The sequence below is a fragment of the Gordonia sp. PS3 genome (assembly GCF_041950545.1).
In the GTDB taxonomy this organism is placed as follows: Bacteria; Actinomycetota; Actinomycetes; order Mycobacteriales; family Mycobacteriaceae; genus Gordonia; species Gordonia sihwensis.
Window position 1 is genome coordinate 1,673,039 of sequence record NZ_CP169524.1, and the last position, 16,546, is coordinate 1,689,584.

8 protein-coding genes and 3 rRNA genes are annotated in these 16,546 nt (G+C 63.0%); all 11 read left to right on the forward strand.

Features of this window, described 5'->3' with window-relative positions; genetic code table 11:
* Positions 1-451 precede the first annotated feature (451 nt).
* The 11 genes from ACE11G_RS07725 (at position 452) to ACE11G_RS07775 (ending at position 16,544) form a co-directional block, all read left to right on the forward strand.
* Positions 452-1,973, forward strand: a 16S ribosomal RNA gene (locus tag ACE11G_RS07725).
* Positions 1,974-2,431: 458 nt separating this feature from the next.
* Positions 2,432-5,574, forward strand: a 23S ribosomal RNA gene (locus tag ACE11G_RS07730).
* Between the two features lie 180 nt (positions 5,575-5,754).
* A 5S ribosomal RNA gene (gene rrf, locus ACE11G_RS07735) occupies positions 5,755-5,871 on the forward strand.
* Together the 16S, 23S and 5S rRNA genes form the textbook arrangement of a ribosomal RNA operon.
* A 792-nt stretch (positions 5,872-6,663) precedes the next feature.
* Positions 6,664-8,460: an HAD-IIA family hydrolase gene (locus ACE11G_RS07740; RefSeq protein ID WP_346077715.1), complete on the forward strand. Its 1,797-nt coding sequence runs from the start codon at positions 6,664-6,666 to the stop codon at positions 8,458-8,460.
* A 12-nt stretch (positions 8,461-8,472) separates the two neighbouring features.
* Positions 8,473-8,733 carry a hypothetical protein gene (locus ACE11G_RS07745; protein WP_045537983.1) on the forward strand — a complete coding sequence of 87 codons (261 nt, stop codon included), beginning with the start codon at positions 8,473-8,475 and terminating at the stop codon, positions 8,731-8,733.
* Between the two features lie 57 nt (positions 8,734-8,790).
* Complete coding sequence (locus ACE11G_RS07750) at positions 8,791-9,708, forward strand: TlyA family RNA methyltransferase (protein ID WP_346077717.1); 918 nt, start codon at positions 8,791-8,793, stop codon at positions 9,706-9,708.
* Positions 9,709-9,722: 14 nt separating this feature from the next.
* On the forward strand, positions 9,723-10,691 hold the full coding sequence (locus ACE11G_RS07755) for an NAD kinase (protein ID WP_006898318.1): 969 nt from the start codon (positions 9,723-9,725) through the stop codon (positions 10,689-10,691).
* Positions 10,692-10,697: 6 nt separating this feature from the next.
* A complete protein-coding gene (gene recN / locus ACE11G_RS07760) occupies positions 10,698-12,440 on the forward strand; it encodes a DNA repair protein RecN (RefSeq protein ID WP_045537986.1) in 1,743 nt (580 codons plus the stop codon).
* Between the two features lie 115 nt (positions 12,441-12,555).
* Entirely contained in the window at positions 12,556-13,749 is a 1,194-nt protein-coding gene (gene steA, locus ACE11G_RS07765) for a putative cytokinetic ring protein SteA (RefSeq protein ID WP_039868216.1), read from the forward strand.
* A complete protein-coding gene (locus tag ACE11G_RS07770; protein ID WP_006898315.1) occupies positions 13,746-14,675 on the forward strand; it encodes a copper transporter in 930 nt (309 codons plus the stop codon). Before steA ends, ACE11G_RS07770 begins: the two co-directional genes overlap by 4 nt.
* A gap of 132 nt (positions 14,676-14,807) precedes the next feature.
* A complete protein-coding gene (locus ACE11G_RS07775; protein ID WP_006898314.1) occupies positions 14,808-16,544 on the forward strand; it encodes a CTP synthase in 1,737 nt (578 codons plus the stop codon).
* Positions 16,545-16,546 lie beyond the last annotated feature (2 nt).

The window sequence follows — 16,546 nt, forward strand, 5'->3', positions numbered from 1 at the left end:
TGGCGAGCGAAATGCCCTTCCGGTCGGTGAGTTGATCTTGCCGGGGCGGTGGGGGTAGAGTAGCGGTCCTGCGCCTGGCAGACTTCCCGTTCTTCTTCGGAGAGCGAGAATGTCGCGGTTGCAGGGAAGATTCCAGTCTGGTAGGCTGGAAAGGTCGCCTCGGAGACGGGGTGGCGGATAATTGCAGATGTCTGCTGGTGTTCGGCCCTTGTTTGTGGGGGTTGGTTCTGGTGGGTGTGTGTTCTTTGAGAACTCGATAGTGTGTTTTGGATTTCTTGTGCCACTATTTTTTTGTTTTGTGGCGTGGGAGATTTTTGGACAGATTGTGCTTGCCGGCCCTTTTGGGGGGTTGGTGAGTGTTTTGGATGAATTTTTTACCATGTCAGTTTTTTGGATTTGGTCAGGTTCTGTTTTCTGGCTTTGTGTTGAAATCTTGTGGTTTCTGCATTTTTTGTTGGAGAGTTTGATCCTGGCTCAGGACGAACGCTGGCGGCGTGCTTAACACATGCAAGTCGAACGGAAAGGCCCAGCTTGCTGGGTACTCGAGTGGCGAACGGGTGAGTAACACGTGGGTGATCTGCCCTGGACTCTGGGATAAGCCTGGGAAACTGGGTCTAATACCGGATAGGACCACTGATTGCATGGTTGGTGGTGGAAAGCTTTTGCGGTTCAGGATGGGCCCGCGGCCTATCAGCTTGTTGGTGGGGTAATGGCCTACCAAGGCGACGACGGGTAGCCGACCTGAGAGGGTGATCGGCCACACTGGGACTGAGACACGGCCCAGACTCCTACGGGAGGCAGCAGTGGGGAATATTGCACAATGGGCGCAAGCCTGATGCAGCGACGCCGCGTGAGGGATGACGGCCTTCGGGTTGTAAACCTCTTTCGCTAGGGACGAAGCGTAAGTGACGGTACCTGGAGAAGAAGCACCGGCCAACTACGTGCCAGCAGCCGCGGTAATACGTAGGGTGCGAGCGTTGTCCGGAATTACTGGGCGTAAAGAGCTCGTAGGCGGTTTGTCGCGTCGTCTGTGAAATTCTGCAACTCAATTGCAGGCGTGCAGGCGATACGGGCAGACTTGAGTACTACAGGGGAGACTGGAATTCCTGGTGTAGCGGTGAAATGCGCAGATATCAGGAGGAACACCGGTGGCGAAGGCGGGTCTCTGGGTAGTAACTGACGCTGAGGAGCGAAAGCGTGGGGAGCGAACAGGATTAGATACCCTGGTAGTCCACGCCGTAAACGGTGGGTACTAGGTGTGGGGCTCATTTCACGAGTTCCGTGCCGTAGCTAACGCATTAAGTACCCCGCCTGGGGAGTACGGCCGCAAGGCTAAAACTCAAAGGAATTGACGGGGGCCCGCACAAGCGGCGGAGCATGTGGATTAATTCGATGCAACGCGAAGAACCTTACCTGGGTTTGACATACACCAGAAAGCCGTAGAGATACGGCCCCCCTTTGTGGTTGGTGTACAGGTGGTGCATGGCTGTCGTCAGCTCGTGTCGTGAGATGTTGGGTTAAGTCCCGCAACGAGCGCAACCCTTGTCCTGTATTGCCAGCGGGTTATGCCGGGGACTTGCAGGAGACTGCCGGGGTCAACTCGGAGGAAGGTGGGGATGACGTCAAGTCATCATGCCCCTTATGTCCAGGGCTTCACACATGCTACAATGGCGCGTACAGAGGGCTGCGAGACCGTGAGGTGGAGCGAATCCCTTAAAGCGCGTCTCAGTTCGGATTGGGGTCTGCAACTCGACCCCATGAAGTCGGAGTCGCTAGTAATCGCAGATCAGCAACGCTGCGGTGAATACGTTCCCGGGCCTTGTACACACCGCCCGTCACGTCATGAAAGTCGGTAACACCCGAAGCCGGTGGCCTAACCCTTGTGGAGGGAGCTGTCGAAGGTGGGATCGGCGATTGGGACGAAGTCGTAACAAGGTAGCCGTACCGGAAGGTGCGGCTGGATCACCTCCTTTCTAAGGAGCAAACAACACGTCGATGCTGGTGCCGAATGTGTATCGGGTCGGTGTTTGTTCATGGGTGAAACACAAGAATCCATCATTTGTTTGTCGGTGGCCTGCGAGATGCGGGCGGGCCGGCGGGTGGTCGACCGTGAGTGATTGCGGTTGTGGACGAAGCACACTATCGGGGTTCTGAGGGAACACGCGTTCTGCGCGGGTTGTCTTGGTGCTCACTGTTTTCCGCCCCGGAGTTTGTGGGGTGTTGGGGGTGGTGGGTGTGTGTTGTTTGAGAAGTGCATAGTGGATGCGAGCATCTAGCCCGGCGAGTTCCTTGGTGTTCTTGTTGGGTTGTGTGTTCTGCAATTTCGATTCTGGTTTGTGCGATCGCGTGTTGTGATCGTTGATTTTTGTTTGTTGTCCGCATTCGCGTCTCGGGCACTGTTGTGGTGTGTGGGGTGTGTTTGTGGGTGTTGTTGTAAGTGTTTGAGGGCGTTCGGTGGATGCCTTGGTACCAGGAGCCGATGAAGGACGTGGTAGGCCGCGATAGTCCTCGGGGAGTTGTCAAACGAGCTGTGATCCGAGGGTGTCCGAATGGGGAAACCCAGCACCAGTGATGTGGTGTTACCCACTCGTGAATGTATAGCGGGTGTGGAGGGAACGTGGGGAAGTGAAACATCTCAGTACCCACAGGAAGAGAAAACAAGTGTGATTCCGTGAGTAGTGGCGAGCGAAAGCGGAGGAGGCTAAACCATGCGTATGTGATACTCGGCAGGGGTTGTGCGTGTGGGGTTGTGGGGTGATCGTTCATCGTGCTGCCGTGCGGTGGGTCAGTGATAAATCGACATGTTAGGTGAAGTGGCCTGGAATGGTCTGCCGTAGTGGGTGAGAGTCCCGTAGCTGAAAGCGTGTTGACTGGCTTCGATTGTTCCCAAGTAGCAGCGGGCTCGTGGAATCTGCTGTGAATCTGCCGGGACCACCCGGTAAGCCTAAATACTTTCTGGTGACCGATAGCGGACTAGTACCGTGAGGGAAAGGTGAAAAGTACCCCGGGAGGGGAGTGAAATAGTACCTGAAACCGGACGCTTACAATCCGTCAGAGCCTGCGCACCTTTTGGGGTGGTGGGTGATGGCGTGCCTTTTGAAGAATGAGCCTGCGAGTTAGTGCTCAGTGGCGAGGTTAACCCGTGTGGGGTAGCCGTAGCGAAAGCGAGTCTGAATAGGGCGTGTGAGTCGCTGGGTCTAGACCCGAAGCGGAGTGATCTACCCATGGCCAGGGTGAAGCAGCTGTAAGAGGTTGTGGAGGCCCGAACCCACTTCAGTTGAAAATGGAGGGGATGAGTTGTGGGTAGGGGTGAAAGGCCAATCAAACTCCGTGATAGCTGGTTCTCCCCGAAATGCATTTAGGTGCAGCGTTGCGTGTTTCTTACTGGAGGTAGAGCTACTGGATGGCCGATGGGCCCTATCAGGTTACTGACGTCAGCCAAACTCCGAATGCCGGTAAGTGAGAGCGTGGCAGTGAGACTGCGGGGGATAAGCTTCGTAGTCGAGAGGGAAACAGCCCAGATCGCCGGCTAAGGCCCCTAAGCGTGTACTAAGTGGAAAAGGATGTGGGGTCGCTGAGACAACCAGGAGGTTGGCTTAGAAGCAGCCACCCTTGAAAGAGTGCGTAATAGCTCACTGGTCAAGTGATTCTGCGCCGACAATTTAGCGGGGCTCAAGTACACCGCCGAAGCCGCGGCACTCACACATTTCATCCATGCCTGCCTGCGGGTGGGTGTGTAGTGGTGTGGGTGGGTAGGGGAGCGTCCTGCATCCGTGGAAGCAGCGGAGTGATCCAGTTGTGGAGGGTGTGGGAGTGAGAATGCAGGCATGAGTAGCGAAAGACAAGTGAGAAACTTGTCCGCCGGATGACCAAGGGTTCCTGGGCCAGGTTAATCCGCCCAGGGTGAGTCGGGACCTAAGGCGAGGCCGACAGGCGTAGTCGATGGACAACGGGTTGATATTCCCGTACCCGTGTATCCGCGCCCAGTGATGAATCATCTGTACTAACCATCCAAAAGCTGTCGTTGATTTCTTCGGATTTCTCTGATGGTGGCTGCGTGGGACCTTGGGTGTAGTAGTCAAGCGATGGGGTGACGCAGGAAGGTAGCCGGGCCAACTGGTGGAATAGTTGGTGTAAGCCTGTAGGGTGAGACATAGGCAAATCCGTGTCTTTTTGAGCCTGAGAGGTGATGCGTAGCCGTTGTGGTGAATTCGGTGATCCTATGCTGTCGAGAAAAGCCTCTAGTGAGTTGGTACACGGCCCGTACCCCAAACCGACACAGGTGGTCAGGTAGAGAATACTAAGGCGATCGAGTGAACTGTGGTTAAGGAACTCGGCAAATTGCCCCCGTAACTTCGGGAGAAGGGGGACCACGACCGGTGATCACTTTTTCGGTGTGAGCTGGTGGTGGTCGCAGAGACCAGAGAGAAGCGACTGTTTACTAAAAACACAGGTCCGTGCGAAGTCGTAAGACGATGTATACGGACTGACGCCTGCCCGGTGCTGGAAGGTTAAGAGGACCGGTTAATCATCTTTCGGGGTGGTGAAGCTGAGAATTTAAGCCCCAGTAAACGGCGGTGGTAACTATAACCATCCTAAGGTAGCGAAATTCCTTGTCGGGTAAGTTCCGACCTGCACGAATGGCGTAACGACTTCTCTGCTGTCTCAACCACAGGCTCGGCGAAATTGCAGTACGAGTAAAGATGCTCGTTACGCGCGGCAGGACGAAAAGACCCCGGGACCTTCACTATAGCTTGGTATTGGTGTTCGGTGCGGTTTGTGTAGGATAGGTGGGAGACTGTGAAGCCGGCACGCTAGTGTGGGTGGAGTCGTTGTTGAAATACCACTCTGATCGTATTGGGCTTCTAACCTCGGACCCTGATCGGGTTCAGGGACAGTGCCTGGTGGGTAGTTTAACTGGGGCGGTTGCCTCCTAAAGTGTAACGGAGGCGCCCAAAGGTTCCCTCAGCCTGGATGGCAATCAGGTGTTGAGTGTAAGTGCACAAGGGAGCTTGACTGTGAGACGTACATGTCGAGCAGGGACGAAAGTCGGGACTAGTGATCCGGCACCGGCATGTGGAAGCGGTGTCGCTCAACGGATAAAAGGTACCCCGGGGATAACAGGCTGATCTTCCCCAAGAGTCCATATCGACGGGATGGTTTGGCACCTCGATGTCGGCTCGTCGCATCCTGGGGCTGGAGTAGGTCCCAAGGGTTGGGCTGTTCGCCCATTAAAGCGGCACGCGAGCTGGGTTTAGAACGTCGTGAGACAGTTCGGTCTCTATCCGCCGCGCGCGCGTAGAAACTTGAGGAAACCTGTCCCTAGTACGAGAGGACCGGGACGGACGAACCTCTGGTGTGCCAGTTGTTCCGCCAGGAGCACTGCTGGTTAGCTACGTTCGGAAGGGATAACCGCTGAAAGCATCTAAGCGGGAAGCCTGTTCCAAGATGAGGTTTCTCACCCACCTTCGGGTGGGGTAAGGCCCCCTACAGATGATGGGGTTGATAGGCCGGAACTGTACGCACAGTAATGTGTTCAGGTGACCGGTACTAATCGGCCGAGGACTTACCAACAACACTCACCAACAATTCTTTTCGGATTCAACGAATCACGACGGATGGGTTGTGTGAGTCGGTTTCGGTGATTGTTACACGCACACAGAATGTTTGCTCGTTCATCCACTATGTACTTCTGAAACAACACACAAACCACAACTCTGGTGAGGGATTGTGGTGTGGATGGTTTCATATTGTTACGGCGGCTATAGCGGTGGGGAAACGCCCGGTCCCATTCCGAACCCGGAAGCTAAGCCCACCTGCGCCGATGGTACTGCACTGTAATGGGTGTGGGAGAGTAGGACACCGCCGAACACAACTTGTTGAGCCCCGATCAGACACCGTCTGATCGGGGCTCAACCCATTTCCCGGGACGTGCCCCCCGGCGAGTGTTGTCTGGGGTACGGCGCGCCTGACGGACCGCGAACGCGCACTCTTCAGGCTGGTTGAGCGAGCGAAGCGAGTCGAAACCACCACACGAGGGGTGCAGGCTGGTCTCGATACGGCGTGCTCGCTACGCTCACCCGCCTACTCGACAAACCTCGAGGGGCCGTCTTTTCCAGGCCGGTCGAGCGCGCACCCCCTTCAGGCTGGTTGAGCGAGCGAAGCGAGTCGAAACCACCACACGACGGGCAGGCTGGTCTCGATACGGCGTGCTCGCTACGCTCACCCGCCCACTCGACAAACCTCGAGTCGGAGAGCGCTTCCGGCAGGCTGGTTGAGCGAGCGCTTCAGGCTGGTTGAGCGAGCGAAGCGAGTCGAAACCACCACACGAGCGGTGCAGAGTGGTCTCGATACGCCGTGCTCGCTACGCTCACCCGCCTACTCGACAAACCTCCGGGGGTCGGAGAGCGGTTCCCGCAGGCTGGTTGAGCGCGCACCCTCTTAGGCTTGTTGAGCGAGCGAAGCGAGTCGAAACCAAGCGAGAATGCAGCGGATCGTGCCCCGTCCTCGGGGCCGCACCACCGTCATGGCCATTCATCACGCTTGCTGAGCCAACGAAACTCAGCACAAACAGTGGCGCGGTGTCTCGGTACGGACCAGCGGCTGGCCATCCACTCGTTCTCAGTTAGCTTGTTCGCAGGTCGGCGAATAGATTAGACGGTTATGAGTACTACTGGTGGCGGACGGAATCCGGGCGGCCGGCGAAACGGGCGGCAGCGACGGACGGACGACCATGCGTCATCCGGACCCGGGATTCCCGACGACGTCTCGGCATCGGATCTCGATCCGGAAGTCAGGCGGGATCTGTCGGCTTTGGACAAGCTGACGGCCGACCGGGTCGCACGTCATCTGGTGATGGCGTCGTCGTTGCTGGAGGACGATCCGCAGGAGGCGCTGGCGCACGCCCGTGCCGCTCGGGCTCGGGCCGCACGGATCGCCGTCGTCCGCGAGACCGCGGGCATTGTGGCGTACTCTGCCGGGGAATGGCAGGAAGCGATCTCCGAACTGCGTGCCGCGCGAAGGATGAGCGGGAGCGATGCGCTGCTGCCGCTGATCGCCGACAGCGAACGCGGGCTGGGACAGCCCCGACGTGCGGTCGAGATCGCCGACAGCGACGAGGCACGCGATCTCAGCGCTGAGGCTGCGCTCGAGATGGCCATGGTCAAGGCCGGTGCTCTCATCGACCTGAAAGATCCCGAGTCGGCGGTGCGTGCGCTGAGTGATCAGGACCTGCGTCCAGGTCGGACCGGAACCCAGGCCGCGCGGCTGTTCTTCGCCTACGCTTCGGCCCTCGAGGCTGCTGGCCGTCGAGCCGACGCGGTGACCTGGTTCCAGAATGCGGCAGCCGCCGATATCGATGACCAGACCGACGCCGAGTTCCGGCTGATGGACCTGCTCGAGAGCACACCGGGCGTAGATACGTCGACCTCCGGCCATAGTGAACCGTCGTCGGCCTCCGTGGCTCTGGGCGATGCGTACGACGTGCTTCTGCTCGATCTCGACGGAACTCTGTACACCGGTTCCACAGCACTGCCCGGCGCGATCGAGGCCGTGGCGCAAACACACGGCACCGCGCTGTTCGTCACGAACAATGCCAGCCGTAGTCCCGAGCAGGTGCGCGATCATCTCCTCTCACTGGGGTTCGACGCGAAGTCCGAGCAAGTGGTCACCAGCGCTCAGGCCGGAGCGGACCTGGTTGCGGAGACGGTCGAGACGGGTTCGAAGGTCCTCGTCGTCGGTGCTGATGCTCTTCGCGATGAGATCAGGGCGCGCGGGCTGACTGTGGTCGACTCCGCCGACGATGAGCCGGCGGCTGTCGTCCAGGGCCACTCCCCGGAGACCGGTTGGGCGCAGCTGTCTGAGGGCGCCCTGGCGGTGCGACGTGGCGCTGCCTGGGTGGCGACCAACGTCGACTCGACCCTGCCGACCGAGCGCGGACTGATGGTCGGAAACGGATCGATGGTAGCGGCGATCGCCTCGGCGACCGGCCAGGAGCCCACCGTGGCAGGGAAGCCCGCGGCACCGATCATGCGAGGCGCACTGTCGCGCACCGACGGCAAGCGGCCCCTGATGGTCGGGGACCGGCTCGATACGGACATCGAGGGCGCGCACACCGTGGGGATCGACAGTCTGCTCGTCCTGGGCGGCGTCACGAGCGGACCCGAACTGCTCGCCGCCGAACCGCGGCAGCGGCCGACGTACATCGCGTCCGGGCTGGACGCGCTCAAGGAGCCGGCGGCGGAGTCCGCGATCGGTCCCCGTCCCGAGTGGAGCATCGAGATCAACGGCCAGCACGTCGCGGTCGCCGCGCGTTCGACGGGAACCGAGGCGAGTCTCGCCGCGGCGCTCGCGCACGCGGTGTGGACTGCCGACGTCGGTTCGTTCGATCTGCGGATCGCCGCCCAGGACGACGTGGCGGCGGAGACTCTCACCGCCCTCGGACTGACACCGCTGCGTTAGCCTGGTCTCGTCATGAGTGAGCCGAATACACCCCGCCCCGGTCCGTCACCGGCGTCGGTCGCCGCGGATCTGGCCGCACGCAATGCGCCGCCCGCAGACCCGGCAGAGCATCCGGCGCTGGCCGCTGCCGCGCAGTTGCTGGAGGAGGCGGAGATGGTTCGATCGGCCGCCGGTGACGAACTCGACCTCGGTGCGCTCGCCCGGCAGGCGGAATTGCTCACCAGCGCACACGACAGACTCGCCGCGGCGCTGGAAGACGCCGGCCGTGGCTGAACGCAACCGCATCTGCTGCCGTAGAAGGATCCGTTGCCCTAGACAGAAAGGCCGATGATGGCTGCTCGTGCACGGCTCGACGCCGAACTCGTGCGGCGCGGACTCGCCAGGTCCCGCGAGCAGGCCCGCGAGCTGATCGACGCCGGGAATGTCAAAGTCAACGGAACACCGGCCAGCAAGCCTGCGACCAATGTCGCCAGGGACACGCCGATCGTGGTGACTGAAGGGCAGACCGACGACTGGGCCTCCCGCGGGGCGCACAAGCTGCTCGGCGCCCTCGCCGCATTCGAACCGCTCGGGGTGTCCGTCGACGGTAAACGGTGTCTGGACGCAGGCGCGTCCACAGGCGGTTTCACCGACGTGCTGCTGCGACGCGGTGCTCGTGAAGTGGAAGCGGTCGACGTCGGCTACGGGCAGCTGGTGTGGAAGCTGCAGACCGACGAGCGGGTGCACGTCCACGATCGGACCAACGTCCGTCATCTCACGCCGGAAGTGATCGGCGGCCCGGTCGATCTCATCGTCGGAGACCTCTCCTTCATCTCGCTCAAGCTGGTGCTGCCTGCGCTCGCCGGCTGTCTCCGCCCCGGGGGCGACGCATTGCCGATGGTGAAGCCGCAGTTCGAGGTCGGAAAGAACCGTGTCGGAGCGGGTGGGGTGGTCCGTGACCCGCGACTGCGGGCAGAGGCGGTCGAGGACGTCGCGGCGATGGCGGCATCTCTCGGGCTCACCACTCGAGCGGTCGTGGCGAGCCCGCTTCCCGGACCGTCCGGCAATGTGGAATTCTTCCTCTGGTTGCACAAGGACGACGGCGTCGTTTCGGAGCCGAAGGTCCTGAGTGAGCAGATGTCGCACCCCGGCGATACCGTTGACTCGAAGATCGGCTCGGACGGTACCGATCACGATTGGGTGGATCAGGGTGAGGCCACGCGTGTCCGCGCTCTGATCGATCAGGCCGTCGCCGACGGTCCGCAATAGGGAGGGGGAGGGTGATGACATCATCGAGCGGGTCGCCGGACGGTACCCGGACCTTCCTGGTCGTGGCGCACACCGGCCGTGACGAGGTCACCGATACGCTCCTGACCATCGCGAAGCGCTGCGGTGACGCCGGTATCGCGGTCCGTGTCGTCGACCACGACACCCGCAGGCCGCCGCCTCCGAACGTCGAGACCCACCCGGTCGATCCGGAGATGCTGCGCGACGCCGGAGCGGATGTGGAGGTCGCTCACGCCGACTCGGTGTCGGCGCAGGGGTGTGAATTGGTGCTTGTGCTCGGCGGAGACGGCACTTTCCTGCGTGCCGCCGAACTGGCGTATCCCGCGGGCGTCCCATTGATGGGGATCAATCTCGGCCACATCGGATTCCTCGCGGAGGCGGAGGCGCACCGGATCGATGAAGTGCTCGACCTGCTGATCGCCGGCGACTACCGGGTCGTCGACCGGATGGTGCTGGACGTATCGGTGATCGACCCGGGGAGCGATGAGCCCCGTGCGCGCGACTGGGTGCTCAACGAGGTCGTCATTCAGAACACGTCGCACAACGGTGTTCTCGAACTCGTCACCGAGGTCGACGGGCGGCCGGTTGCGGCCTACGGCGCCGACGGACTGCTCGTCGCCACGCCCACCGGTTCCACTGCGTACGCGTTCTCCGCCGGCGGTCCGGTGATGTGGCCGGATCTGGAGGCGATCCTCGTGGTGCCGAGCAACGCCCACGCGCTGTTCGCCCGCCCGATGGTCACCAGTCCGCGATCGCGCGTGGCGGTGGAAGTCCACCGCGAGGGGCGCGACGGCGTCGCCTTGTGCGACGGCCGCCGGATCTTCGACGTACCCGCGGGGTCCAGGGTGGAGGTGGTGCGGGCGCAGCGTTCGCTTCGCTGGGTCCGCATCGATTCGGAGCCCTTCGCCGACCGACTCGTCACCAAGTTCTCGCTGCCGGTCACCGGCTGGCGGGGAAGGAGCTGAGACCCGTTGCTGGAAGAACTGTCGATCCGCAGTCTCGGTGTGCTCGAATCCGCGAGCGCGCAGTTCCATCCCGGATTCACCGTTCTGACCGGTGAGACGGGTGCGGGCAAGACGATGATCGTCACCAGCCTGCGGCTGCTGTCCGGAGCACGAGCGGACGCGGGACGTGTCCGGACCGGAGACGCGAAGGCGATCGTCGAAGGCCGGTTCCGCCTTCCCGAGGATCGGTCATCGGTGGCCGCAGTCCTCGACGAGACCGGTGCCGACGTCGATGACGACGACACCCTGATCGCGGCGCGGACGGTCAATGCCGATGGTCGCTCGCGCGCACATCTGGGCGGCCGCGCCGTACCCGTGGGCACGCTCGCGCAGCTGACGGGCGAACTGCTCGCGATCCACGGGCAGAACGATCAGTTGCGGTTGATCCGGCCGGAGCAGCAGCGCTCCGCGTTGGACCGGTATGCCGGTCCGGCGGCGGCCTCGACGCTCAAGAAGTACCGCGCGGCGCGCGCGGACTGGGTGGAACTGCTCGACGAACTCGACCGGCGTCGTGACAGCGCCCGAGAACTGGCCCAGGAGGCCGACCGGTTGCGGTTCGGAATCGACGAGATCGACGCCGTCGGACCCGAGCCCGGTGAGGACACCGATCTGATCGCGACGATCCGGAGGATGACCGATCTCGAGGAGATCAGGTCCACTGCGTATCAAGCACAGGAGATCGTGGCGGGTGCCGAAGGCGCGTCGGTGGTCGACGGTCTCGGCACCGTCCGCTCGCTGTTGGAGTCGGCGTCCGACGACGCCTTGCGCGATCTGCAGCCGCGAGTCGCCGAAGCACTGACGGTCGTCACCGACCTCGGCGCAGAGCTGACTTCGTTCCTCGGAGGCCTGCCGGACGACGCGGGTGACCTCGACGGCCTGCTGAACCGTCAAGCGGAACTCAAGTCGTTGACGCGCAAGTACGCCGCGGACATCGACGGCGTCCTGGCCTGGCGTGACGACGCACGTGAACGCCTGAGCGAGATCGAGGACCCCGAGGGTGCGATCGAACAACTCGAGGCTCGGGCCGCGGCCGCGCGGGACAAGGTGGCAGAACTGGCCGGCAAGCTGCACACCGTGCGGACGAAGTCGGCCAAGAGCCTCGCGAGCAAGGTCTCGGCCGAACTGGCTGGCTTGGCGATGGGCGGCAGCGCACTGGCCGTCTCGGTCTCGCTGCTGCCCGCAGACGACGACCGGCTCGCGATCGACGTCGGCGGACGGCGTGCGCACGCGGGCGGAGACGGTGCCGACCGCGTCGAATTCGGACTCGTGGCGCATAAGGGCGCGGCGCCTCTGCCGATCGCCAAATCGGCGTCGGGAGGCGAACTGTCGCGGGTGATGCTCGCGTTGGAAGTGGTTCTGGCCGAGCCGGATTCTGGCGGGGTGATGGTGTTCGACGAAGTCGACGCAGGCGTCGGCGGCGCGGCCGCCGTGCAGATCGGTGCGCGCCTCGCACGGTTGGCTCGACGCCATCAGGTGATCGTGGTGACACACCTTCCGCAAGTGGCCGCCTTTGCCGACAACCACCTCGTGATCGGCAAGTCCGGTGGTGGAAGCAAGGGCAGGCAGACCTCGACGCTGACCATGCTCGACCGCGACGAACGCATCGCGGAACTCGCCCGAATGCTCGCCGGTCTCGGGGACTCGGAGACCGGCAGGGCTCATGCGGAGGAACTCCTCGACACCGCGGAGCGGGCGCGCGCGGATTCCTGACGGGGAGCCGCCATTGTTTCGTCGCCGGAGGCGAGTGTTTCCAGTGTGACGAAAGTTGATATTGATACGGCGCGCCTCCGTGTGACTGATGTGCCTGAAGGTCACTATGGGACCCATGAGGATGCCAGCCCTGCTCTCGCGGAACACCGAAGCACTCCCCGGACTCACCGGCATCGCCCGGATCGACAAGGACGTCAAACGCCTCGTCAACCGAGTCGACCACGGTGCGGTCGTGATCCTGGACCAGGTCGACCTGGACCGGGTCACCGCTGACGCGCTGGTGGAGGCCGAGGTCGCGGCGGTGGTGAACGTCTCGCAGTCGATCACCGGCCGGTACCCGAACCTCGGTCCCGAGGTGCTCGCGGCTTCCGGCATCCCGCTGATCGACAACGTCGGCAGCGAAGTGTTCTCGCGAGTCAAGGACGGCACCAAGGTACGCCTCAACGAGGGCAAGCTGTACATCGGTGAACGCGTCATCGCTCGAGGTCAGGAACTCGGCGAACGCGAGATCGCCGACCTGATGCTCGACGCGAAGACCGGCCTCGTCGATCATCTCGAAGCCTTCTCCGGCAACACGATCGAGTTCATCCGCAGCGAGTCGCCGCTGCTGATCGACGGCGTCGGCGTGCCGAAGGTGAACGTCAAATTCGACCGCAGGCATGTCGTGATCGTGGCCGACGGCTCCGACCGCGCCGCAGACCTCAAATCGCTCAAACCCTTCATCAAGGAATACCAACCGGTGCTCGTCGGCGTCGGCGCCGGTGCGGACACCTTGATCAAGGCCGGTTACCGCCCGGCCCTCATCGTCGGGGACCCGGACGACATCCGCACCGAGACGCTCAAGTCCGGCGCCGAGGTGGTTCTGCCGGCCGACCCCGATGGCCACGCACCGGGCCTGGAGAGGATCCAGGATCTCGGCATCGGCGCCACCACCTTCCCGGCCGCCGGGTCGGCGCCGGACCTCGCGCTCCTGCTGGCCGACTACCACGGTGCCGACCTGATCGTGACCGCCGGACTCAGCGGCTCGATGAACGACTTCTTCGACCGCACGATGCGTGACCAGATCCCTTCGCGCTTCCTCACGCGACTGAAGGTCGGAGCGAAGTTGGTGGACGCGAAGGCCGTCGCCACGCTGTACCGCAGTCGGATCAGCGGAACGTTGATCGCCATGCTGATGGTCGCGGCACTGATCGCGATCATCGTGGCGGTCGTGATCACCCAGGGCGGCGGGGCAGCCGCCAGCGACTGGATGGTCGACCAGTGGCACTCGCTGACCGATTGGGTCAGCAGTGTGTGGAATACCAAATGATCTCTTTGCGCCAGCACGCCGTTTCGCTGATCGCAGTCTTCTTGGCTCTGACTCTGGGCCTGTTCCTCGGTTCCGGGTTCATCGGTGACCGAGTGAATGCCCTGACCGGCACCGATCGCGACAGAATCGGGAAGCTGCAAGACGAGCGCGATGCCCTCGACAAAGAGGTCGGGAACGACACCGCCTTCATCAAGGCGATCGGTCCCGAACTGACGAAGGGTGTTCTGAACAAGCGCGGCGTGCTCATCGTCACCGCGCCCGACGCCGCCGACGGCGATGTGGAAGCGCTGAAGGGGCTGGTCAACGGTGCGGGAGGCACGGTGACCGGCCAGATCGCGTTGACCACCGCGCTGGTCCGCGACGAGCAGGCGTCCAAGCTGCGCACCGTCGTCGACCAATCGATCCCTGCCGGCGCTCAGCTGCGCGTGGAGTACACCGATTCGGGCTCGCGGCTCGGTGATCTGCTGGGCACCGCACTTCTGACCCGGCCCGGACAGGCGCCCGCGTCGGACAGTGATCGGTCCACCGCACTTCAGACGCTTCGGCAGGCCGGGTTCCTCGAGTATCCGGACGGTGCGGTGCGGCCGGCCGACTTGGTGCTGGTCGTGACGGGCGGGGAGATGTCGTCGGACTCCGGTGCGCAGGGGCAGTTCGTCGGCAGGTTCTCCGCAGCGATGGCGGCACGCGGTTCCGGTGGCGTACTCGCCGGGCGGTCCGGTTCCGCCGAGGGCGGTTCACCGATCGGTGTGGTCCGGTCCGACCCGTCGCTGAACAATGCCGTCAGCACCGTCGACAACGTCGACCAACAGACCGGTCAGCTGACCACGGTGCTCGCTCTCGGCGATGAGACCGACGGCCGCACCGGCGCGTACGGCACCGGACCGGGTGCGACGGCGATCACGGTGGGAGCTGCTCCCTCGAAGTGACCGGAGCCGCGACACTCCCGGCGACGGTGGAGTCGGCTGCTCGTAGCGGCATTCCGCGCCGATGCTGTTAGGCTGAAGTCCCGTAGGTATTCAAGATTTCGCAGAGGCTTGAACCGCCCGACGGGAGAAAAATTGCGATCATTGCGTGACCAGCGCGCCGGAGCAAAGCACATCTTCGTGACCGGCGGTGTCGCCTCGTCACTCGGCAAAGGTCTGACGGCCTCGAGCCTCGGCCAGCTCCTGACCGCCCGCGGTATGCGGGTGACGATGCAGAAGGTCGATCCGTACCTGAACGTCGATCCGGGCACGATGAATCCGTTCCAGCACGGCGAGGTCTTCGTCACCGAGGACGGCGCCGAGACCGACCTGGACATCGGTCATTACGAGCGCTTCCTCGACCGCAATCTGTCCGGATCGGCGAATGTGACCACCGGGCAGGTGTACTCGACCGTCATCGCGAAGGAACGCCGCGGTGAGTACCTCGGCGACACCGTGCAGGTGATTCCGCATATCACGGACGAGCTGAAATCGCGGATGATGGCGATGCACGACCCCGACGCCGACGGCGAGGAGCCGGATGTCGTCATCACGGAGATCGGCGGAACCGTCGGCGACATCGAGTCGCAGCCGTTCATCGAAGCGGCTCGGCAGATCCGCCACGACCTCGGGCGCGACAACGTCTTCTTCCTGCACGTCTCCCTGGTTCCGTACCTGGCGCCCTCCGGCGAGCTGAAGACCAAGCCGACCCAGCATTCCGTGGCGGCGCTGCGGAGCATCGGCATCCAGCCCGACGCACTGATCCTGCGGTGCGATCGGCCCGTGCCGGAGGCGCTCAAGAAGAAGATCGCCCTGATGTGCGACGTCGACATCGACGGATGCATCTCGACGCCGGACGCACCGTCGATCTACGACATCCCCAAGGTGCTGCACTCGGAGCAACTCGACGCCTACGTGGTCCGTCAGCTGGGACTGCCCTTCCGCGACGTCGACTGGACCGTGTGGGGCGATCTCCTCGACCGGGTCCATTCGCCGCGCGAGACGGTGCGGATCGCGTTGGTCGGCAAGTACATCGACCTGCCGGACGCGTATCTGTCGGTCACCGAGGCGATCCGTGCCGGCGGCTTCGCCCACCACACGCGCACCGAGATCTCCTGGGTTCCGTCGGACGACTGCGAGACCTACGAGGGTGCGCACGCGGCCCTGCGGGACGTCGACGCGGTTCTGGTGCCCGGCGGGTTCGGGATCCGCGGGATCGAGGGCAAGCTGGGTGCCATCAAGTACGCGCGGGAGAACGGGATCCCGCTGCTGGGACTGTGCCTCGGTCTGCAGTGCGTCGTGATCGAGGCCGCGCGGCAGGCGGGACTGGCCGATGCCAGTTCCACCGAGTTCGATCCCGATACCCCTTCGCCGGTCATCGCGACGATGGCGGATCAGGAAGCGGCCGTGGCGGGCGATGCGGACCTCGGCGGGACGATGCGGCTGGGCGCGTACCCGGCCACGCTGATCCCGGGATCTCAGGTGGCGCGGGCGTACGGCGCCACCGAGGTGAGCGAGCGGCACCGCCACCGCTTCGAGGTCAACAATGCCTATCGGGACAAGATCGCCGAGTCCGGTCTGGTGTTCTCGGGCACGTCGCCGGACGGCAAGCTCGTCGAGTTCGTCGAATATCCGAAGGACGTCCATCCGTTCCTGGTCGCCACCCAGGCGCATCCGGAGCTCAAGAGCCGTCCCACTCGCCCGCACCCGTTGTTCAAGGCGTTCATCGAGGCCGCGTTGAAGTACAAGACCGCAGTGCGGCTGCCGGTGGAACTGGAAGGTTACGACGCGAGCGGAGTCGAGATCCTCGAGACCGTCGCAGACGGGGAATGAGG